14 protein-coding genes and 1 pseudogene are annotated in these 14,429 nt (G+C 66.5%); 7 read left to right on the top strand and 8 right to left on the bottom strand.

The genetic code is table 11. The features are described from left to right. Positions 1-9: 9 nt before the first annotated feature. The 5 genes from IE264_RS23625 to IE264_RS23645 are packed head-to-tail and all read left to right on the top strand — an operon-like array spanning position 10 to position 4,005. Positions 10-1,323: a hypothetical protein gene (locus IE264_RS23625; RefSeq protein WP_229887710.1), complete on the top strand. Its 1,314-nt coding sequence runs from the start codon at positions 10-12 to the stop codon at positions 1,321-1,323. After that, on the top strand, positions 1,316-1,864 hold the full coding sequence (locus IE264_RS23630) for a flavin reductase family protein (protein ID WP_229887713.1): 549 nt from the start codon (positions 1,316-1,318) through the stop codon (positions 1,862-1,864). The genes IE264_RS23625 and IE264_RS23630 overlap by 8 nt, the downstream gene beginning before the upstream one ends. Next, entirely contained in the window at positions 1,857-2,540 is a 684-nt protein-coding gene (locus tag IE264_RS23635; RefSeq protein ID WP_051821754.1) for a 4'-phosphopantetheinyl transferase family protein, read from the top strand. The genes IE264_RS23630 and IE264_RS23635 overlap by 8 nt, the downstream gene beginning before the upstream one ends. A 14-nt stretch (positions 2,541-2,554) precedes the next feature. Next, a complete protein-coding gene (locus IE264_RS23640) occupies positions 2,555-3,358 on the top strand; it encodes a WbqC family protein (RefSeq protein ID WP_158706516.1) in 804 nt (267 codons plus the stop codon). Continuing rightward, complete coding sequence (locus IE264_RS23645) at positions 3,355-4,005, top strand: PIG-L deacetylase family protein (RefSeq protein WP_032755482.1); 651 nt, start codon at positions 3,355-3,357, stop codon at positions 4,003-4,005. Before IE264_RS23640 ends, IE264_RS23645 begins: the two co-directional genes overlap by 4 nt. A 427-nt stretch (positions 4,006-4,432) precedes the next feature. Here the strand turns inward: IE264_RS23645 and IE264_RS23650 are convergent, their stop codons facing one another. From IE264_RS23650 to IE264_RS23680, 7 genes and pseudogenes are all read right to left on the bottom strand, one after another. Then, positions 4,433-5,323, bottom strand: a complete 891-nt coding sequence (locus IE264_RS23650) for an IS481 family transposase (RefSeq protein WP_373301932.1) — start codon at positions 5,321-5,323, stop codon at positions 4,433-4,435. A gap of 19 nt (positions 5,324-5,342) precedes the next feature. Beyond that, complete coding sequence (locus IE264_RS23655; protein WP_229887714.1) at positions 5,343-5,795, bottom strand: recombinase family protein; 453 nt, start codon at positions 5,793-5,795, stop codon at positions 5,343-5,345. A 229-nt stretch (positions 5,796-6,024) separates the two neighbouring features. Then, the gene (locus tag IE264_RS23660) at positions 6,025-8,094 is read right to left on the bottom strand and encodes an Hsp70 family protein (RefSeq protein ID WP_032755481.1); all 2,070 of its coding nucleotides are present in this window, start codon (positions 8,092-8,094) and stop codon (positions 6,025-6,027) included. Next, entirely contained in the window at positions 8,091-8,513 is a 423-nt protein-coding gene (locus tag IE264_RS23665) for a hypothetical protein (RefSeq protein ID WP_229887716.1), read from the bottom strand. The genes IE264_RS23660 and IE264_RS23665 overlap by 4 nt, the downstream gene beginning before the upstream one ends. A 268-nt stretch (positions 8,514-8,781) precedes the next feature. Then, a complete protein-coding gene (locus IE264_RS23670; RefSeq protein ID WP_190167688.1) occupies positions 8,782-10,377 on the bottom strand; it encodes a hypothetical protein in 1,596 nt (531 codons plus the stop codon). A 305-nt stretch (positions 10,378-10,682) separates the two neighbouring features. Next, positions 10,683-10,970: pseudogene (locus IE264_RS23675) on the bottom strand (IS3 family transposase); the annotation flags it as partial. 298 nt (positions 10,971-11,268) lie between these two features. After that, positions 11,269-12,582 (bottom strand): hypothetical protein, encoded by a 1,314-nt coding sequence (locus tag IE264_RS23680; RefSeq protein ID WP_032755480.1) that lies wholly within the window; start codon positions 12,580-12,582, stop codon positions 11,269-11,271. A 35-nt stretch (positions 12,583-12,617) separates the two neighbouring features. Between IE264_RS23680 and IE264_RS23685 the strand changes: the two genes are divergently transcribed. Together IE264_RS23685 and IE264_RS23690 are read left to right on the top strand one after the other, a co-directional pair. Further along, positions 12,618-12,908 carry a hypothetical protein gene (locus IE264_RS23685; RefSeq protein WP_032755478.1) on the top strand — a complete coding sequence of 97 codons (291 nt, stop codon included), beginning with the start codon at positions 12,618-12,620 and terminating at the stop codon, positions 12,906-12,908. A gap of 57 nt (positions 12,909-12,965) precedes the next feature. Then, positions 12,966-13,780, top strand: a protein-coding gene (locus IE264_RS23690; protein ID WP_229887718.1) for an IS5 family transposase whose coding sequence is annotated in 2 segments (ribosomal slippage) — positions 12,966-13,320 and positions 13,320-13,780 — 816 coding nt in all. Because the reading frame shifts where the segments join, the coding sequence is not laid out codon by codon here. Here IE264_RS23690 and IE264_RS23695 read toward each other — a convergent pair. Beyond that, positions 13,772-14,260, bottom strand: coding sequence for a DUF5959 family protein (locus IE264_RS23695; protein ID WP_051821753.1), 489 nt, complete (start codon positions 14,258-14,260; stop codon positions 13,772-13,774). The genes IE264_RS23690 and IE264_RS23695 overlap by 9 nt on opposite strands. Positions 14,261-14,429 lie beyond the last annotated feature (169 nt).

Genomic DNA, 14,429 nt, shown 5'->3' on the forward strand with positions numbered 1-14,429 from the left:
CCTGTACCGTTGCACGACGAGGACCGGCAGGCCCTCGCGGCCCTCCGAGCCCGCGGTTACCACGTACACGACATTCAGGAGATCTCTCGCGATCAGCGGCCGTTCGCAGTACGGATCGCGGAACAGGATCGCATCCTCGCCCCCGGCGTCCGCCTCCACAAGGAGACCGTGGAACTGGGCGGTGACGATTTCACCAACGTCCATACCTTGCGGGTCGCCCTGTCAGCGGCCTGCGTGGAAGCGGAGTCGGAATCGGCCGGTTTCCATCTGAGCGACTGGTGCAGCACCGACGCCGTCGCAGCCGTCAACGGATCGTTCTCCTTCATCTCCGACGAACCGGGCCATCAGCCGGCCGAACCCTGTCTGGACTTCTGCTCCCGTCACGGGGAGACAGTCAGCCTGCCAACTGTGACCAAACCGGCCTTTCTGGTGTACCGCGGTCAGCCATCGCTCCGGACCCTGCCCGCAGTCGGGACCTTGATAGTTGGCGGGTCAATCCGCGAATGGATCGGCTCCAAGGAAGCCGCTGCCCCAGACAACGTCCGACGGGGTGCGCTCGCCGTGTTCGGCGCCGCCAACTGCACGATTCTCTACGCGGACAACGCGCTCACAGGATTCACCCGTTTCGTGGAGCGCGCTGGAAATGTCACCCCTCGGGACGCGGGCGCCGTGGATGCCGTGGTGGAGCGTGTCGCACCTGATATCCATGTGATCCGCAGCGTCCACCCTGGCGGCGGGGCGAATCTGTTCACCGGTTGCTACGTGCTGCGGGCAGCCGCCACCCAGGCCCGGCCACTGGCCGTGGGCGCCGAAGTGAGAGTGACCGGCATTGCGGGCATCGACACCGAGGAACTGGACTGCGGAATCTCCGTAGGCCCGAGCGCCGCCGACGCAGCTGCCGGCGAAGTCGCAGCCTACGACGTGAGCCTTGGGATCTCCCCGTTTCGGCCAGTGCGTTATGCGCGCACCCTGCTGTGGAAACAAGGCGAAACGCTCTGCTTCAGGGTCTTCGACGGTGCACCCCTGACGGATTCCTTTCGCGGGATGACCCCCGTGGAGGTGGCCCACCACTTGAGCCGGACGGGCGTCGACCCACGCGCCGCCTACCACCTCGACGGTGGACAGTCCTCCAAGATCGCCTTCCGGTACGGGGAGGTCTCCGAGGTAGTCGGAAACCTCCACTACCTCCAGTGGCCCAGCTCGGAGGAGACGACGTTCCGCTGGCGAGGCATCGAGGGCCGCCGGCTCCACAGTGCCTTCATAGTGCGCGCTCACACCGAACGATTCCGCAGCCGACAAGAAAGGAGGGTGGCCGGTGGCTGATGCCATCGACACGACCCATACCGCCCCAGGGGCCTCTGCCGACTCTCTGCCCTGCCCGGAGCGGTTCCGGGAGGTGATGGGGAGCCTAGCTGGCACGGTGGCTGTGGTCACTGCCCTCGGTGAACGAGGGAAGCCTCTCGGCATGACCGTCTCATCACTTACTTCCGTGCCCCAGAACCCTCTGCTGATTCTGTTCTGTCCGGCGCTCACGAGTCGCACATGGCCACTACTCCGGGCAGCCGACGGACTGTATGTCAGCATCCTCCACGAGCACCAGCAGGACCTCTCCGTGCAGTTCGCTGAAGCGGATAGAAGGTTCGCCGGTGTGGCGTGGACTCCCTCACCGGGCGGCATGCCCGTGCTAGACGGATCTATCGCCTGGCTGGAGTGCTCCGTCATCGACCAGCACCGGGCTGGAGACCACGAGATCGTTGTTGCCCAACTGCACCACATTGGGTCCGCAGGCGGCGGCCCGCTGCTGCGGCACCGGGGGCGCTATGCGCGGGTTGTGACACCGGAAACAGAGGCGCCAAGTGCTTGAGCAGGTCCTGCCACTGCCGGTCGTGGTCGCGGAGGCATTCCATGACCCCGTGGATGTTGTCCTATTCCGCCAGGAGAAGGCTGTGATCCGGCGTTCCATCGACAAGCGGCGCGGGGAGTTCACCACCGTGCGCTGGTGTGCTCGGCACGCTCTGGACCGGCTCGGCGAGGCTCCACACCCCCTGATACCTGATGAGTGCGGCGCCCCTCGCCGGCCCGACGGAGTCGTCGGGAGCATGACTCACTGCGAGGGCTACCGGGCAGCCGCCGTTGCTCGCACCTGCGCCTACCGTGCCATCGGCATCGATGCCGAGCCAGACCAACCAGTACCCAAGTGCGTCCTAGAGATGGTGGCCCTGCCGGCCGAGCTTCGTCGGCTGTCTGCCCTGGGAGAGAGGGACCCTCGGATTTCCTGGGACCGCCTGCTGTTCAGCGCCAAAGAAACCGTGTACAAGACGTGGTATCCACTGACCCGCCGCCCGCTCGGCTTCCACCAGGCCGACATCGACGTCTTGCCCGACGGCACTTTCACGGCATACCTCAGCCCTTCCTCACCGCAACCCGTCCTCGATCGGCTCGCTGGCCGGTGGACCGCCGACCGGGTCCTGCTTCTCACGGTGATTGCCGTACCGGCTGGGGAACATTCCTCCGTGCATGACCGCACACGTACTGTATGAGACAGGGAGGCTCCGTGCGCGTGGCAGCACATCAGCCTGGATACCATCGACATCTTTACTATTTCTACAAGATGGCGATTTCGGACGTCTTCGTATCACTCGACCATGTGCAATTCGTACGATCGGATTGGCAGAACCGTCAAGTTTTCGTTTACGAAGATGCGCGCCGGTGGCTCACCGTTCCGGTGCAAGGAAGTCGGGGTGTGATCCGGTCGAAAGTTATTGCGGATCCGTCAGTGCTTCCATCGCATTGGGATCGCATCAAGTCGATATACCGCAGCACTCCGTACTTCAGCACCTATGAAGCAGCCCTGGGAGAGATATACGGAGCGTCATGGAAATACCTCAACGACCTTTGCGACGCACTGACGGAAGTCGCGAGGAGCGGGTTCGGTATCACCACCCCCTACCTGCGCGCTTCAGACCTCGTGGAAGACCCTAAGACGGCTAAGGGGGAGATGCTGGCCGACGTGGCGCTGCGGGCAGCTAGCGCCATGCTCCCGCCCGGCCGTGAACCTGTCGTCACCTATCTCGCCTGCTTGAATCCCGTACGTCAAGATCATTATCTGCGTAAGCCCTCCAGAGAGAACCCCGCCTTCATGGAACACGAGGTCATGGAGAACCGGGGGGTGCGCGTACGAGCTTTCGACTATCTCCATCCCAGCTATGAACAGACCCAACACGCACAGGGGCGCCCGTTTCAGGCGGAGCTCACGGCGTACGACCTGCTGTTCAATCATGGCCCCAAGGCGCGGGACATCTTACTCGGCGCCAATCCCGAGGAGCGGCCGAAACTGTACCGGATAGGCGGGAAATGAAGAGCGTCCTCATAGTCGTCGCCCACCCGGACGATGCCGAGATTTCGATGGGAATGCGCATTCACTGGTATACACGGAACGGCGCGCGTGTACGCGTCCACTGCCTTGCCACAGGAAAACCAGAGGAGAACGGCTCACAGACGAGGCGGGATGAATGCCTGAACGCCGGCGCCGTACTGATGGTGAACCAGTACACCTTCTCCGACATCCCTGACACCCGCTTCGTTGAACACCGCGGGAGAATAAATTCCGAGCTCTTCAGGGTAATTCGTGAGGCACGTCCAGACGTCATTTACACCCACTATCCGGATGACCAGCACATCGACCATTCGATCACCGGCCAAGAGGTGACTGCCGTGGCCTTGAGGGAATCCATGGGGCTGTGTTACTTCCGCTCTCCGTACAGCATAAGATTTGAGCCGAACATGTTCTTCGTTGGCACTGAGAAGCTCATGGACGTGAAGGTCAAGGCGCTGCAGTCATTTGCTTCGCAGCAGCAGTTGGATATGGATGTGTTCCGCCAGTTGGGAGCGGTCGCGTATCGCCAACATATCCACCACCGGGTGGTCGAGCGGTTCGGTGACGACTCGGCCTATTGCGAGATGTTCAGGGTTCAGCGCTCCATTGAGTTCGGAAGCCTGTCGTAGTCCGGATCGCGCCGACTCGGGCCACCGTTCGAGGCGTTGCGGTTCCTCCAGTTGAAACGGCCCGATGTCTCACGTGCATGGAGCCGGCCTGCGGCCGCGCGTTGGTGCCAGAGCCTACTGGCTTATGGAAGGCGAGGTCGGCGCGTTGCGCCCTTCTGGGGCTGTCAACTGAGGGGCTGTGCCTGACTGCCTGGGCCTGCTGCTGGTCGTGGCCGTGACCGCCGCGAATACCGGGACCGTGAGGCGGCCGTCGGCCTGCTGAACCGACGGCGGGCCCCGTACCAGGGCATCTGCCTTGTCTGGGCGGACGGTGGGCTACACCGGCGGCCTCGTCGGCTGGGCGAGGGAGGAACTCGCCCTGGCCCTGGAAGTCGTCAAGCATACGGACGGCATGGAGGGGTTTGTGGCGCTGCCGAGACGCTGGGCGCTAGGTGTATTGACCCGCAGGGTTGTTGACGCGGGTGATGGGTGGGTGTCCGTGGAGTGCGGTGTGGCTGCGGTGGTGGTTGTAGGTGTGGAGGAAGTCTGTCAGGGCTGCTGTGCGCTCGTCGTTCGAGGTGTAGGGCCGTTGGTAGGCCCACTCTTCGGCCAGGGTGCGGTTGAAGCGTTCGACTTTGCCGTTGGTCTGCGGGCGGTAGGCGCGGGTGAGTTTGCCGGTGGCGCCGAGGTCGGCCAGGGCGGCCTTCCAGGCCAGGCCTTTGCGGTAGGCCCAGGCGTTGTCCGTGAGAACGCGTTCGATGCGCGGGATGCCGTGAGCGTGGAAGAAGGCGGCCGTTTGGGTGAGGAAGTCCGCGCAGATCGCGGTTTTCTCGTCCGGGTGGATCTCGCTGTAGGCGAGGCGTGAGTGGTCGTCGACGGCGGAGTGGATGTAGTCGAAACCGACGTTGCTGCGGGTGGCGCGGCCGGCTTGGCGGCCCAGGGCCCTGTGGCCGCCGCCGTCGGGGATCCGGCCGGGTTTCTTCACGTCGACGTGGATCAGTTCGCCGGGGTGTTCGCGTTCGTAGCCGCGGATGACCTGGCCGGTGGGCCGGTCGAGGAAGGACAGGCGGTTGAGGCCGTGCCGGGTGAGGACACGGTGGATGGTCGAGGCGGGCATGCCGAGGACCGGGCCGAGCCGTGCGGGTCCGAGCTTGCGGTCCTGGCGCAGGCGGCATATCCGGGCTTCGGTTGCGGCGCTGGTCCGGTGCGGTGTCCGGTGGGGGCGGCTGGAGCGGTCGGTGAGTCCGCTTTCGCCCTCGGACCGCCATCGCCGGAGCCTCTTGTGGGCGGTGGGACACGAAGGCCTCCGTCCGGTGAAGATTCGACACCTCCACCACACACGGGGGCCTTCGCCATGATCAAGCCCCACCAGCGTTACAACGCTCGTGATCAATACAACTAGAGCGCACGCTAGCGTGGTTGATGCACTCGCGCCGTCTGTGCCGGGGCGTGACGAGCATCTTCTTCTCGTCCCGCATCTTGTAGCCAGTGTTCAGGCAGTCGACGACGTTGCGGCCGAGCCGGTCCACCGCTGCAGCGACCAAGCCGTCGTACGGGCCCTTCTCGTCACGGAGCCACGGGCCCAGGCTGGGACGCGTCACGGGATCCGTGGCGCCGGAGACCTCCCAGTCGTCCGCCCAACCGATGATGTGGGCCCCGACGGAGGAGGCGGCGGCAGTGAGCACGTTCTCGCGCTGGCGCTCAGGCGAAGACGTCGCCGGCTTCACGCGCGACAGTCGCCGCACTCCGAGTAGGCACTTGCCGCATCCGTCGTAGGGTCGTTCGATCGCATTGAGGTCCGTACCGCGCACTTCTTCTCTCCGTTCGAGCGCGCATCGTACGGAGAATCGGCGGCACGCCCCAGCTGAACGATCTTGGTCAGCCGAGGAAGCTCAGACGAACCTGACGCTCCGGGTTGTCCCGGTTCGTGTCCACCAAACTCCGTTAAGGCAACCACAAGGGTAGCCGCCGCCCTTGACCAAACCTGTCACCCGAACCTGCGCCAGACCCTCCTTGTCCGCGAGTGTTCACCCAAACAAGTCACCTCCGCTGAGCAGGCGCCGCAGGATTGGGTACGCGCCGGTTGAAGACCCATACGCCCTGTGAGTGAGTCGCACCCATGACCCTCCCCGCGTCCCGCAGCCACGGATTCGCCCGTTGGAACGGTGCGAAGTTGTCGTTCGAGACAATGAGCCCGCCGACCTCGTGAGCGATGCTGATCACCAGCGCGTCGCCGCGGCCCTCGGTTCCGGCAGGTGGCTGCACCACACTGCCCTCGGCGATGGCCGCCTCCACGAGAGGCCGTTCCTCGGTCGACACGTCGTGACGGAGGGTGGCGTCGACCACGACGTGGATGTCGCTGTCGGGGTGCTTGAAGCGCAACGACCGCACGGCGGCCTGCAGTGCCGCGAAACTCGGCTTGCCGCCCACCGTGCGCGGAGGCCGCCCGTTCCACGCAAGGTTGGATCCGTCGATGACGAGCGGCGGCGCGACAGCCGGCGCTGCGGCCTTCGGGGCTGCGGAACGAGGCGGGGTGGGCTTGGCCACACCGTTGCTCCGACCGTTGGCACCCGCCCTCTGAAGGTGAGTCGGCGTGGTTACGGATCGGGTGGCCGGGGCAAGGGCGAGCAACCGGTCGAGTTCCTTCCTCACCTCCGGCAGCACGTTCCCGTCCCCGAACACCTTCACCTCGCCGTCGAGGACCACCTCACCGGTCTTCTGTAGGGTCGCCCGGACCGTCAGCAGCCCTTCCTTGCTGTAGGCGTACTCCAGGTCGAAGACACCATCCTCGGCTCTGCACTGCCGGGGATAGGTCAGGATCAGGTCAGTCAGTTTGACATTGTCCGGGTGATCGACCTCGCGGTCCGGGTCTCCTTCCCACACCTCCACGGTCAGCCGCTTTAGGTAGTCCTTCGTCGGCTCGTACGACTTCACACGCTGCTGCGGCAGGCGCTGGTTGCGGCCGATGAGTGCGCTGAACTTCCGTCTGCCCTCGCGGTCCTTGGTGATCGTGCCCAGGGCGTGTGTGTTCACCACCCGGATGGTGCTCTTCAGTTCCTCGTCCATAGCGGCGGCGCAGATGGCCGCTCCCTCGGCCACCGCGGTCATCGGGTCGCACATGGAGGTGTCCACGAGTTCGCAGTCGAGCGCCTCCGAGACCGCGGCGCGCACCGCCGGGATCTGGCTGCTGCCGCCGATCATCAGCACCGCGGTGAGGTCACGCGGGTCGATCCGGGCCTGATCCAGGCATTCCTCCACCGGGTCCAGGGCCCGGTCGATAAGGTCCTGGATCGCCTCGGAAAACTCGTCCTGCCCGATCTCGACGGTGATGTCATCGGGCGTCAGGACGCGGACCGACTCCTGATGGGAGAGGAGGATCTTGGCCCGCTCGATCTCCAGGGCGAACATCCGGTTCTCGGAATCGCTCCAACGCCCCCGCACCGGCGCTCGGTCGAGGACCATGCGGCGCAGCCGGGCGTCGATCTCCAGGCCGCCGAGGCGGTTGACCCCCCGACTCGCCTTTTCGTCGAAGAACCCGTCGTCGTGCAGAAGGAGGGTGGAGTCCATCGTGCCGCCACCCCAGTCGAAGACCAGGAACTCGCCGTCGACCTCCATCTCGTGGGCATACGCGATCGCCGCCGCCGTCGGCTCGTTCAGCAGCATGCGGACCGTGAGACCCGCGGCACGCGCGGCCTCGCGGGTCCGGTAACGGGCCGCACCGGTCGCGTTGGCGGGCACGGTGATGACGGCATCATTGATCTCGGTGGCGGCCTCGTCCTTTGCCGCGCCTGCGATGGCGTGGAAGACGCCGGCCGCCGCGGTGGTCGCGGCGAACCGCTCACCGCCCAGCTGGACGAAGGGCTCCTCGCGCAGCATCCGCTTGCACGCCTCAACGGCCTGCTCGGAGCGGAGTTTCGCCTCCCAGCCGAACAGGGTGCCAGGCCGTAGGGAACTCGTACCGACGACCGACGGGTAGAGCAGCTCGAACCCCTCGCGCCTCCAGTTCGCGTCCAGACCCTGCCCGCCGATCTCCAGGATCTCGACGTACTCGCCGTTCCACTGAGCCACGACCGAGTTGGTGGTCCCGAAGTCGATTCCGGTGGCCGTCATGCTTCCTCCCCCGCCTTCACGCCCGCGGGTCCGGCGATGCGCCGGAGCTGCCCCGCGAGAATGACCTTCCCTGTCAACTCGTCCACGTACGCAGGACTCAGCAGCTCGAAGGCGTCCCCCTCCCCCTCGGTCACCACGAACCGGTCGCTCTCCTCCGGCTCCGTGACCCGCAACAGTCGCAGCTCCCGCAGGTGAGCCGTCATCGCGCCTCCGACGGTCTCGCGGCTGTCCCCGGCCCGGGACCAGAGCAGTGCGTCGATCTCGGCCAGCCGTCCGGCGAACTGGGCGCGCGTGCGGAATTCGTCCAGGACCGCCCGGCGCACCGCTGCGGTGAGCGCGCCGGCCGGGGGTGTCCCCTCGGCTCCGGCAGCCTCCAGTGCCTCCGGAACGCGGGCCGCCACACCTTGGATGACCGTCATCGCGTCGATTGGATCAGGATGCGGCGGAGCTTCGACGGCACTGGTCTCGGCGGGCTCGGCCGGAGCGTCCATTTGCCGCTCCCGGCGACGCTTCAGACCTCCCGGCTTGTTCGGTGACGGCGAGACCCGTGCCCCGGACTGCGTCTGCCCGCACGCGGGGCATGGGCGGTGTGCCCGCTCTCTCTTGGGAGTCTTCTTCTTGGGAGGCATCAGGGCTACTCTGCTTCGTTCGGCTCGGACGGTGCATCAGAGGGCTGCGCCGAAGCGCTCATCGGGGGGAGTTGTGGCGGTCGAGGCGCGGCGGGGTGGTCCGGAAGTCGTCGAGGAGTTCCACGGCTGCACGCGCGCGTATGGCCTCCAGCTCGCCGCCGCTCGTCAGTGCGGTCCGGCGCGGCAGGGCCTCCACGGGGGGCACCAGATGGTTGGGCACCTGAGAGGGCATGACGTACCGTGACCGGTCGAGCGGCACCCGGTAGAAGACGTCCCAGCCCGCCTCGCCGCGCAGTGCGTCACGGATGCGTTCCTCGGCCATGTTCAGCTCCGACTGGGCCTTCGCGTCCCCCTCGCGCTCCCGGAAGATGTCCCGGCAGCGTTCCTCCCATCCTCCGGCCCCGTGATCCAGGCCGATGTCGAGGAAGGGATTACCGAACGGGCCACGGTCGTTCCTCCTCGTCCCCCTCCAGGCTCGAAGGAGTCGAAGGTTGCGTTCGGCGACGGCCCCTCCCCGCGCGGCGGCTCTACTGGCGTGCTCCTCGGCGGACTCGAGGAGCCTGTCCCGTTCCGTGCGTGACTCGACTTGCTCGCTCTGTGTCGCGGCCACGTATGCCGCGAGGGCGTTGGCCTCCTCGGCCAGGTCCGCAGGAACCTTGCGGTTGCTCACGCTGTCCCTGGTGAGAGACCGGGCCTGCTGGGCCGCCGCCTCCAGGTCACCGGCCTTCACGAGGTCGTAGGCGCGGTTCAGGGCGATGAGGGCGTAAAACGGGCTCCGTCCGGCGTCGACAGGGCCCTTCGGGTGCCACAGAGCGGCCATCAGCAACCAGAGTCCCCGGTCCTCGGTCATGCTCGGCGGCCACTGCCCCGACAGCGCACCCGACTTGAGGTCGCGAAGCTCGACCTGCTGCGGCCGCGGCAGCTTCGCGTCGAGCGCGTCCACAGCCGTCACGTCGCCGTCCATGACGACGTCGTACAGCAGGTCCCACACGTCGTCCGGTTCCTGTCGGTCGAGATCGTCGTCACCGAGGAAGGTCTGCCGCCGCAGGTACGCCTGCCATGCGAGGCGTTCGGCCTGCTCACCGCTGACCGTCGCGGGGGCGAGACGGGCGCGCAGGTACAGGCCCTCCTGCTCATCCCGTCTGGTCCAGGGCGCGTCCTCGGGCATGAGGCCGCCGTGGTCGACCAGATCGTCGATGACGGACAGGGGAGCCCGTTCGAGGAGCTCGTCGAGGAACCGGTTCGGCACGGGTATAGCGCCGCGGGTGCAGGCGGTGGCGAAGAGACTGAAGGCGGGCCCGCCCGAGAGCGCGTGGGACCGCTTGCCGACCAGTTGAAGGCTGGGCGCCGTCGAACACAGCACCCTGCACCGCTCCAGGCCCGGCTCGTTGAGCCATCGCACACCACCGGCCCAGAGGCTCCGCAGATGGCCGAGGACGGACTCCGGCGGCAAGAGGCCTAACCCCATGCGTACGGCGGGCAATAGGCTGTCGCGGTCCGGACCGCCGCCGATGGCCTGCGTGAGGATCGCCCGCTCAGCTTCGGGCAGGCCAGTGGCCGCCACTGCCTCCGTGAGCATGGCCAGGACGGCTTCAACCGCCTCGCCTTCCCCGACGCCGAGCCAACGCCACTTGCGCTGAACGAAGCTGTTCACGCTGGACGAGCCCTGGCTCTCCCTGCGTTCACGCGCACGTTTCAGGCGCTCTCGTTCAGCGGCTTTCGCCGCCTGCCGAGCGGCCACCGGGTCCGTCATCTCGTACACCCCGACAGGTTATCCGCACGATCTGACAATCCATACGGGCTCATACGATTCGTGACCATGGACGATGAGCGGCCTCAGCGGGAACGGCCCGCGCCTTGGCCCTTACGCAGAGGCCAGAACAGGCTCCGCAGGCAAGGAGCGACGGCTGAGGCTGACAAAAGTAGGGGATCTGGTGCAGCGGCGGGTGGCAGGTTCAGTCACGCGGCCTCGAGAGCCGGCGCGGTCATGATCTTCTCGGAGCCGACAGGGGTCAGCCGACCGAGTGCGGCTTGTCTACTGCGTCAGTGGCAGGTCCGCTCGATCCAGGCCACGATCGCGAGGCGCAGTTCCTCGCGGGTGGACCAGTTGCGTCGGTCGAGTACGTTCTTCTGCAGCAGGCTGAAGAAGGACTCCATGGCCGCACTGTCGCCAGCCGCGCCGACTCTTCCTATCGAGCTAGCCATTCCGTGGCGGCTGAGGGCCCGGACAAATCTCCGGGAGCTGAATAGGGCGAGTTCAACCAGTCGTTGTAACACCGGGCTGTTACAGCGAGCGTAGCTGCTCTTCGAATGTCCGCGAGCTGACGGGCGCCGACCGCGTGACCGCCGTACGCGTAGAACACCGGGCGCCTCCGCGAGTCCGCCCGCTCCCCCGCAGCTTTCGAATGAAACCGACACCGACCGGCTGGCCATATCGCTTCGCCGCCCTATAGCGCAGACGGCGATCACATCGTCGCGCCCATCGGCGTCGGCACGCGTCATCTGCAACCCACACCGCTCGCCTCACCAAGTGAGTCGGGCGCGCCTACGCGGGCAGGGCAGGAAAGACAACCACCGAGCCGTCCCTGTTGCGGGCGATCTCGATCGTCACGTCCGTGGCGCGGCTGTTGACCGTCACATTCTCGCCCAGTCGGTTGATCCGGTGTGCCGCACGCATCAGGCGATCGACTTCACCGGGCGTGAAAACGGGCCGCAGTCCGTTCGGGCGAGCCAGCTCGAGCGCCGACAGGCGTAGCAGAACCTCGGCGATGCCCGACTCCAGTTCGTCGAGGCTCTGCTGGTCCCTCTTGAGTTCACGCGTGAAGCTCTCGAAGAGGTTGCCAGGGTTGTTCTGCGCATGCTCGACCGCTTGCAGGATGACGACCCGCCGCTTCAACGCAACCGCCAGCGAGGCGAGTTCGAGGTGGGCACGGAATTCGCCACCCTTGTCATCGATGCCGGGGAACGACTTGGTCAGTGTGCCGATCTCGACGGCCTCGCCATCGGGCAGCGCATCAAGTGTGTTCTGCCACCGGGTGAGGCGGCGGCCGGCCTTACTCAGCGCCGTGTCGATGGCATACACCGCCGAGTCCAGCCCCAGCGAGACACCGAGCTTGCCCTGGTCGAGCAAAATCGCGGTGGCCTTTTCGATGGCACCTCGGCAGCCGTCGAGGGCACTGTGCTCGTCTTCGAGCTTCTCCTCGTGCATTCGCTCCAGCAGTTCCGTGATGTGTTCGATGGCCTGCTGACGCTGCTGGTCGGCATGCGCACTCACCCCCACCGCCACGGCCATGAGCACGAGCGGCGCGGCCACGGTGAGCGCCGCGCCGCCGGCGGCCGCGATGCCGGCCGTCGCACCGGCTCCACCGGCTGCGCCCGCTGCCGCCGCCTTACCGACCGGGACGTACGTCGCGTGGGCGACGATGTGGCCCAGAGGATCCACGAGCGGACTGCGGACGCCACCGGCCACCGCCTTCGATGCCATCTGGCGGACCATGCCCTGACCGACCTGGGCTGCGACCTTCGCCGGAATCACGATGCGATACAGGTTCTCGCCGGCGGCGGTCGCCGTGGCCGCAGCGGAGGAGCTCCGTGCTGTCTGCGTGACTAGCTGCGACAGGTGCTGTGCCAAGGGACTCACAGCATCGAGCGGGAGGCCTCGGCTGCGGTCGAGCTCGTCGGGCAGCGGATGTACCTCGAGAGTGGCGATCGGCTCGTCGGCCAGGACGGCCAGCACGCCGCGCAACTCACCCAGGCGCTCAGCCGTCATCGGTCCGTCCCCGACCACGGCGGGCACCCGAACGTCACCGGTCGCGAGCGTCCATACCGGAACAGCTGTTGCCTTACGGTAGTCAATCATCGTCTCCCCTTGCGTTCCCACAGGCCGGCACGGCAATGTCGCTGGCCGCCCTGCGGGCGGATGTGGCCGCTTGGCTGGTGGATTCTGATCCCGAGGTCCCCATGCGGGCCAACCTGCAGGATTTCACCGATCAGGTCCGGGCGCAGGTCACCGAGAAGATCGCGGCGAAACTAGCCTCGGCGGCGCGCCTCCGTTCTGGTTGTGCAGGCTTGCTTCTTCCGGGTCTGGCGTCGCAGCTTGCCCCGATGCTGGGAAGCGACAGGCCGTCTTGGCTCCGGCAGGAGGCTACTTTGATCATCCAGGCCACCGGACTAAAGAACTCCTAACGAAATGATCTTCGAGGTGGTTGGATCACTCCGGGACCGTTGAACCGGGGGTGCGGGGTGGCTCGGCCGAAGCCATGGGACGTCCATTACGAACTGTGGGCGGTGGTCGAACCGCTGCTTCCCAAGGTCGAGCGACGGATGCGGCATTCAGGGCGGAAGAGGCATCCGGATCGGCTGGTCTTCCAGGGCATCCTGTTCGTACTGCACACCGGGATCGCCTGGGAACACCTGCCGCAGGAACTCGGCTTCGGCTCGGGCGTAACCTGCTGGCGTCGCCTGGCCGAGTGGACCGAGGCTGGTGTGTGGCCCCGGCTGCACCATGTGCACTTGGCGAAGCTGCGCGGCGCGAACGCCCTGGACTTCTCCCGGGCGGCGGTCGACGGCTCCCACGTCCGGGCACTAAAAGGAGGCCCAAGACGGGACGAAGCACTGTTGAACGGGGCAGAACCGGCAGCAAGCACTACCTGATCACCGACGCCACCGGCATCCCGCTCGCCGCCACCCTGACCGGCGGCAACCGCAACGACGTCACCCAGCTGATCCCGCTCCTCGAAGCCGTTCCACCGGTGCGCGGCAAGCGCGGCCGGTCCAGGCGCCACCTGGACCTCGTGCTCGGTGACCGCGGCTACGACCACGACAAGTACCGCCACCTTGTCTGGGCACTCGGCGTGAAGCCAGTGATAGCCCGCCGCGGCACCGAGCACGGATCCGGCCTGGGCGCCCAACGCTGGTTCGTAGAGCGCGCCTTCGCCCACCTGCACTGGTTCCGCCGCCTGCGCATCCGCTGGGAGATCCGCGACGACATCCACGAAGCCTTCCCAACCCTCGGATGCGTACTCATCTGCTGGCGGCGACTTGTCGCCCTACCCTGACAGCATCGGAACCCAGTGATCCATCACCTGGCGCAGACGTCGGCGGTGGTCAGCAACCCAGTCGTCCGGCGGGACGAGCGGGACCCGCACGGTGACCATGGACCCGGACTCGTCCCCCACGACCGCCTCCGGGCAGTCACGCTCGCCAGTGAGCTGGATGAAGATGGACGGCCCGCTGCTCATCTCCATCCAGGCGACGTCTTCCCCGGCGTCGAGCCGGTCCAGCGCTTCGGCCCAGCTCTCCAGCCTCGCAACGTACAACGCCAGGTCGATACGACCGGACACGAAAGGAGTCTTGACGACAATCTCCGCGTCGAGCCCGGTGGTCCATCCGGGACTACGCCCCAGAACGTTGACCGAGACGCTGTTGCCCTCGTCATCAGCGAGTGAGAGTAGCTCCCTCGGGGGCCTGCCGCCCATAGCTGCCCTTTCGTCGGCGAGTACCGAGCGATCCTCGCCCGACCCGAGGACATCCCTCATCTCATTTTGCTAGGAGTTCCAAGGGGACTCGACGGACTCCCTGTGGACTTGCTCGAGGAGTCGGTCACCGGCCGGGAGCGCGACACTTACGATCACGTCCGTACCGCAGAGTGGGCCGCCCGCGCCCTGTGCGCGGCTGAGGAAGCGGCCCTCCTCGAACCGGTCAAGC

This window comes from Streptomyces microflavus (genome assembly GCF_014650075.1).
GTDB classification, from domain to species: Bacteria; Actinomycetota; Actinomycetes; order Streptomycetales; family Streptomycetaceae; genus Streptomyces; species Streptomyces microflavus.

Coding starts and splice junctions, on each gene's coding strand:
- IE264_RS23660 (WP_032755481.1), bottom strand. CDS start 8,094: ATGACGGCCACCGGAATCGACTTCGGGACCACCAACTCGGTCGTGGCT.
- IE264_RS23680 (WP_032755480.1), bottom strand. CDS start 12,582: ATGATTGACTACCGTAAGGCAACAGCTGTTCCGGTATGGACGCTCGCG.
- IE264_RS23665 (WP_229887716.1), bottom strand. CDS start 8,513: ATGACGGTCATCCAAGGTGTGGCGGCCCGCGTTCCGGAGGCACTGGAG.
- IE264_RS23695 (WP_051821753.1), bottom strand. CDS start 14,260: ATGAGGGATGTCCTCGGGTCGGGCGAGGATCGCTCGGTACTCGCCGAC.
- IE264_RS23685 (WP_032755478.1), top strand. CDS start 12,618: ATGTCGCTGGCCGCCCTGCGGGCGGATGTGGCCGCTTGGCTGGTGGAT.
- IE264_RS23645 (WP_032755482.1), top strand. CDS start 3,355: ATGAAGAGCGTCCTCATAGTCGTCGCCCACCCGGACGATGCCGAGATT.